At 35.3% G+C, this 5057-nt stretch carries 7 protein-coding genes; 3 read left to right on the plus strand and 4 right to left on the minus strand.

Going from position 1 to position 5057, the window contains the following annotated elements:
• Positions 1-29: 29 nt before the first annotated feature.
• Together GW12_RS05795 and GW12_RS05800 are read right to left on the minus strand one after the other, a co-directional pair.
• The gene (locus tag GW12_RS05795; RefSeq protein ID WP_052127887.1) at positions 30-677 is read right to left on the minus strand and encodes a hypothetical protein; all 648 of its coding nucleotides are present in this window, start codon (positions 675-677) and stop codon (positions 30-32) included.
• A 36-nt stretch (positions 678-713) separates the two neighbouring features.
• A complete protein-coding gene (locus GW12_RS05800; RefSeq protein ID WP_034584694.1) occupies positions 714-1199 on the minus strand; it encodes a CinA family protein in 486 nt (161 codons plus the stop codon).
• Positions 1200-1455: 256 nt separating this feature from the next.
• On the opposite strand from GW12_RS05800, the gene GW12_RS05805 reads away from it, so the two are divergent.
• Both GW12_RS05805 and GW12_RS05810 read left to right on the plus strand, forming a co-directional pair.
• Positions 1456-1686 (plus strand): hypothetical protein, encoded by a 231-nt coding sequence (locus GW12_RS05805; protein ID WP_034584697.1) that lies wholly within the window; start codon positions 1456-1458, stop codon positions 1684-1686.
• A gap of 751 nt (positions 1687-2437) precedes the next feature.
• Positions 2438-2683, plus strand: coding sequence for a hypothetical protein (locus GW12_RS05810; protein WP_034584700.1), 246 nt, complete (start codon positions 2438-2440; stop codon positions 2681-2683).
• A 356-nt stretch (positions 2684-3039) separates the two neighbouring features.
• Here the strand turns inward: GW12_RS05810 and GW12_RS05815 are convergent, their stop codons facing one another.
• Positions 3040-3291, minus strand: coding sequence for a WYL domain-containing protein (locus GW12_RS05815; RefSeq protein WP_034584703.1), 252 nt, complete (start codon positions 3289-3291; stop codon positions 3040-3042).
• 234 nt (positions 3292-3525) lie between these two features.
• Here GW12_RS05815 and GW12_RS05820 point away from each other — a divergent pair, with 234 nt between their 5' ends.
• Positions 3526-3732, plus strand: coding sequence for a hypothetical protein (locus GW12_RS05820; protein ID WP_034584705.1), 207 nt, complete (start codon positions 3526-3528; stop codon positions 3730-3732).
• A 79-nt stretch (positions 3733-3811) separates the two neighbouring features.
• On the opposite strand, the gene GW12_RS05825 is transcribed toward GW12_RS05820, so the two are convergent.
• Positions 3812-4468 carry an SOS response-associated peptidase gene (locus GW12_RS05825; protein WP_034584708.1) on the minus strand — a complete coding sequence of 219 codons (657 nt, stop codon included), beginning with the start codon at positions 4466-4468 and terminating at the stop codon, positions 3812-3814.
• Positions 4469-5057 lie beyond the last annotated feature (589 nt).

Here is a 5057-nt window from a genome sequence, read left to right on the forward strand (position 1 = left end):
ATAGTGCGTAAGTCCTATATTCTTCATAATCAGCATTTTGTTTTTGATTTTGCAGTTTGTGGCAGCAGTAAAGCAGCATCCTGTTTGCTATAGCCACTCTCCATATTAATACCTTGATACTCTACGATCGCCAGTTGAGCTGAACGATTCGGGATCTGCCATGCGCTGCTAATATGTAATGCCGGATTGATATAGCTGGTACTGCTTAACACCGGACTAGATACATGTTGCGAACAGACCTGATAGGTCTGCTCATATTTTTTCAGGATAAAGGCATCATCCGGATGGTTATATTGCCAGAAATCACCTTCAGTCACTTTCTGTTTTAACCTCTGTATTTTGAATGAGGAAACAGGAATCGACTCTAAAGGGATTAATCGGGTTTGAATTTTCTTTAATTCCTGCTGAAGCTGTTTTTCAGCTTGAGGCAGCTTTTTATCCAGATTTTTATAAATCGATTTCACCTCAATGAGCTTTTGCGGTGTTCTGGAATTCAGCTGGTAATAATACAGCTGTGGCAGATGACCAAACTGATTATGGTATTGTCGGATGAAAAAGATTTTTTGGTCTTTTTGATCATAGCCCAGAACTTCAATTGTTTCAGGACCACCGACAGTCGCCATGCTGAAAGGGCTTAACATCATCAGTGATGTAAATAAAATTGGCTTTCCTTGCATCATATTCCTCATGAACTATATTCAGTTGAATTTTGTTTAAGTCACTTTAGCATTAATCAATTCACTCATTTGATCTGCAATTTTTTCTGTGAGTATATCTAAACGTTCTTCAGGTGCACCGTGGTCAATTAGGTAACGGTAGTCATGAGTTTGATCTTGATAGAAAATAGAAATAAAGAAGGTGCCGACAGGCTTCTCTTTACATTCACTGCCACCTGGTTTAAGCAAGCCTGTACAAGCCACAATTATATCCGCTTCTTTAAATAGTTTTTTCCCAGATGTGGCGAGTGCTTGAGTCACTTCCATCGATTCAGCTGTATATTGGTCAATCAGCTCTTTGGGCACGCCGAGAATATCCATCTTTAATTCAGGGTCGTAGCAGACCAGACCGCCAAGTAGGATCTGTGCACCACATTCTTTATAAATGGAAAACTGGCTGCTTAGATAACCGGAGCTGGCACTTTCCACAAATGCGACTTTTAGGCCTTTTTGTTCGAGTAAATCACAACAGTCTTTTAACATGGCGTTCATTTTTATTTTATTCAGATACATCTAATGTATCGGGCAAAACGAGCTTGTTCAACAGCCATTACGTTAGTACACATTTATCTAAAGATTGCTTAAAGAAAATACGTTTTTTGAACTAGGATAAGGAATGATGACATGCCAGTCAGCTATTCGCTCAACTGTTAATCGAAAATTGAATTTAACGGTATCATCGAGCGGGGAACAGTGGTAAAAATAAAAATAAAGTGCTTAATGAAAGTAGGAAGTCACAATGAAAACTACAGTGAAATATGTAGTCCTAAAAAGTCTGGACTATCAGTTGGGTACCCCATTATTTCAGGAAGAAATTGATGCAGATAACCAGTATTTTGATCAAATTCCAGCAGTGATCACATATCAGAATCTACAATTTAAAGTGAAAAGCAAAGAGCTAAAACGATTACAGCTTCCAGAAGAAAAAGAAGACACGCAAACGATTATTGTTAAAGTAGTCGCGATTTAATAGAGACAGAAAATCAATTTAAAAAGCCTCTTGAGAGGAGGCTTTTTAAATAATAGTGTGTTAAATATTTAATTACTAAATTATTTATATACTCTATTTTTTATTTATGGAATACAAAAGTATATTCTTTGGTGATTTCTAAGAATAGAATTCTATAATGAAGATTATTAAATAATATTCATTCCTAGATGAGATGACAAATTAAAGAAATTTTACGTTTAACTGAATCAATGGTTACAAACCCTATAAATACTGAAAGCAAGATTTTCTTAAAAATTCATCTCTAAAGCTTAGAACATCAGTGCTAAGGCAGTAGTACTCTATTTTTGATCTCTTTCTTATCTTCTTTAAAAGATTATTTCCTTTTAATGCAATATATAGATTCTTTCTTTATTCAGAACAAATTCTAATTCTGTTAGAAAATTAAAAAAAATAATTTTTTATATTAAAGAAATTTAGTACTTTATTAACATAAATAATAGAGTGGGGTATTAGAGTTTAAATTCATTAAATGATTTTAATATATTTATTTCATCAAACTTACTTAGTATCAATGGTTATATAAGTAAAAGTCTTTAGTAAATATTGTAATAATAAAGACTTGCTATCAATAGGTTACAAGAAATTATTTTACATTGAATTAACCTGTAACAGCTTATGACTTGGAGTTTGTGCAGAACGCTGTAGAGTGAACATTGAACTCGTTAAATGTCGGTTCATTTAATATATAAAGGAAAAAGGAGTGTCTCACATGGCTAACCAAAACCAACAAAATCCGAATCAGAACCAACAGCAGCGTCAACAGAATCAGCAAGATCAGTTGCAAAATCCAAATCAGCAACAACAGCAACAGCCTAATCAGCAAAACCCAAATCAACAGCAACAGAATCAACAAAACCCAAATCAACGTCAACAAAATCAGCAAAACCAGCAAGATCAGCAGGATTTGCAACAACAGCAACAGCCTAATCAGCAAAACCAAAGCCAACAACGCTAATTGTTGAATGTTGAAATTAAGAAAACCACCGTAACTGGTGGTTTTCTTTTATCAGAAGAATAAATTACATGTGAACTTTCAAAATAAAATTAGTTAAAAATGCACCAAAAAGATAGGGGTTGTTATTTTTTGCAAACCAAATAATGTGAAAAGTAATGTTTATTCAGGTTTTATAAGGAATTAGGGCATGATTTTTGGCAGATTTCATCACTGAAAAAATTAGAAATTGGATATAAATTAATCATAAAGAAACGCTGTAGTTTCTTTTTTCTCTATGTTAAGTTCCTTAGAGAATCGGCCCATATCCAGTATGGGCTTTTTTTATCCATTAAAATAAAATATATTTATTAGTTTCTTCAAACTTCGACAGGCCAGCGCGGGTAAAACTCATTCTCAGTTTCTTCTACTGAAATAATTTTGGAAACATGGAAATTACGGATACCTTCCCGACGAATGTCATAACAGAAAAACTTTTCTGTTTTGCCTTTACGTCGATAGCTATAGGGTTCTGCCTCACGCGATTCAATGCTGCCATCATCTTCTTCGGCAGTAATGATAATCGTATGCAGATTACGCCCAGCTGATGAAATGACATCTTTTACACCCATATTCACCTCATTAACGCCGTAAAGCATAATGAATCATCTATAAATGCTACCTTATTAAAATAAATCCAAAACAGCGACGATTATGTAAGTTCACTATATGAATATAGTTCAAATGTGTTGCATTTAAGGCTTATCAAACGATGAAAGTTACATAATTACTGTTACTGTCATATTGAATGAGCCGGATCATTGTTTGAGCATGAAACTATCGAATGAATGATAGGATAAACTGCCATGAAAGACGAAGAAAAACCGCTCGATTTTGATAATGATGATGAACCACTAGATTTTGAGGATGAAGAGTTTATCGATGATAAAAGAGAGGATGAGTTGTACAACACCATTACTGAAGATGGTTCCAGTGTCGATCCGGCCGATGATGCCAAACATCGTAGTCGACCTGAGAATAGTGATCCAATCGAAGTCGATGAGAAAGAATAGATAAAGCTCGATCTCGATTGGGCCTTTTAATCACTAAAAGAGGACTGAGATATAGAAAATATTTCTTATGAAATGCCGATTAAGAAGGTTTAGCATGATGTCTTGCTTTCACTGTCTCAGGTTGTTTTGGTTCAGCAATAAATTCATCTTTCATTTCCAGAAAAAAATCTTTTGCTTCTTCATGCGTGCAATGTAACCAATCCTGGCGTAAATCTTCCGGAATGACAATAATTGAGCGTTTTTCATCGGTTGGTTTGTGGAACTCCCGCATAAAGGGATGCTGATCAGCATTGATGGTGAGCATGGAAAAAGACCTGATTTTTTCACCTTCAATCATCGTATCATCATAAATCGCTGCGACAGTAAAAGGATCGCCGTCGGCACGTGATATGGCATACCAATGCGCTTCACCATCAATGTATTTAGGTTCATAAAAGGTATCTACCGGTACCAGTGAGAACTGATTATGCTTCCAAGCATGCCGAAAACTCGGTTTGGTAGCTACCGTTTCAGAACGGGCATTATAGGTATGGCGCCCATATTTGAATTCTTTTGCCCATGCCGGAATCAGACCAAAGCGGGCAATATCTAGTTCTAATTCATCGGCGCCGCGCATGATAATAGGGGCAGGTGCCAGAGGATAGACATGTCTCGGCAGATTTAATTCCAGCTGGTCTTCATGAATACCAAGTAAAGACAAACCCTGTTTTGTGGGGAATTCATAGTTTGAGCACATTTCGATCCTCTAGCTTTTTAATTCTTATATATGAAAACCAGCTTAGAACTTTTGTGAATTGCTTGCCGTTTAAAAACGTAATGACAATTTTCCTTGTAGCAGTAGTTGGACTGAAATAAGAGTGATTCAATTTGGCTATGGTTAAACAATGATTTGTAAAACAAGATCAAGATGACCTTTTAATAAGTTTCCTTTATTGAAATAGAGAGATCTATTCAGGCACTTTCTATATGAACTGTATGCAATAACTATTAAATAAGTTTTGTAACTGAATATTCATTGCTTGTATGTGGTTAATTGCAATGATTGCAAATCGTTTATTTTCTAATGAACTCGTATTAACTCATATACATATCAATTACATACACAATATAAAACTTTCCAAACTGGATTAGAAGGCTACAAATAGGGATGCTAGTTTAAGGCTTAAGTTGAATACAGTTGAGGTAAGTAATGAAAATTTTAACTTGGGTCAGTTTAGGTGTAGCGGTGAGTTACTGTTTACAAGCCATAAAGCATCATCAGGCAATGCTTTCCAGTTCAAATTTTGATGAAACCATTAGAAAGGCTGTAAGCGTCCGCTGAATCC

The organism is Acinetobacter sp. HR7 (assembly GCF_000773685.1).
Lineage (GTDB): Bacteria > Pseudomonadota > Gammaproteobacteria > Pseudomonadales > Moraxellaceae > Acinetobacter > Acinetobacter thermotolerans.

Bases quoted from the DNA above. Each gene is read 5' to 3' on its own strand.
- GW12_RS05805 (WP_034584697.1), top strand. From the start codon at position 1,456: ATGAAAACTACAGTGAAATATGTAGTCCTAAAAAGTCTGGACTATCAG.
- GW12_RS05815 (WP_034584703.1), bottom strand. From the start codon at position 3,291: ATGGGTGTAAAAGATGTCATTTCATCAGCTGGGCGTAATCTGCATACG.
- GW12_RS05795 (WP_052127887.1), bottom strand. From the start codon at position 677: ATGCAAGGAAAGCCAATTTTATTTACATCACTGATGATGTTAAGCCCT.
- GW12_RS05825 (WP_034584708.1), bottom strand. From the start codon at position 4,468: ATGTGCTCAAACTATGAATTCCCCACAAAACAGGGTTTGTCTTTACTT.
- GW12_RS05820 (WP_034584705.1), top strand. From the start codon at position 3,526: ATGAAAGACGAAGAAAAACCGCTCGATTTTGATAATGATGATGAACCA.
- GW12_RS05810 (WP_034584700.1), top strand. From the start codon at position 2,438: ATGGCTAACCAAAACCAACAAAATCCGAATCAGAACCAACAGCAGCGT.
- GW12_RS05800 (WP_034584694.1), bottom strand. From the start codon at position 1,199: ATGTTAAAAGACTGTTGTGATTTACTCGAACAAAAAGGCCTAAAAGTC.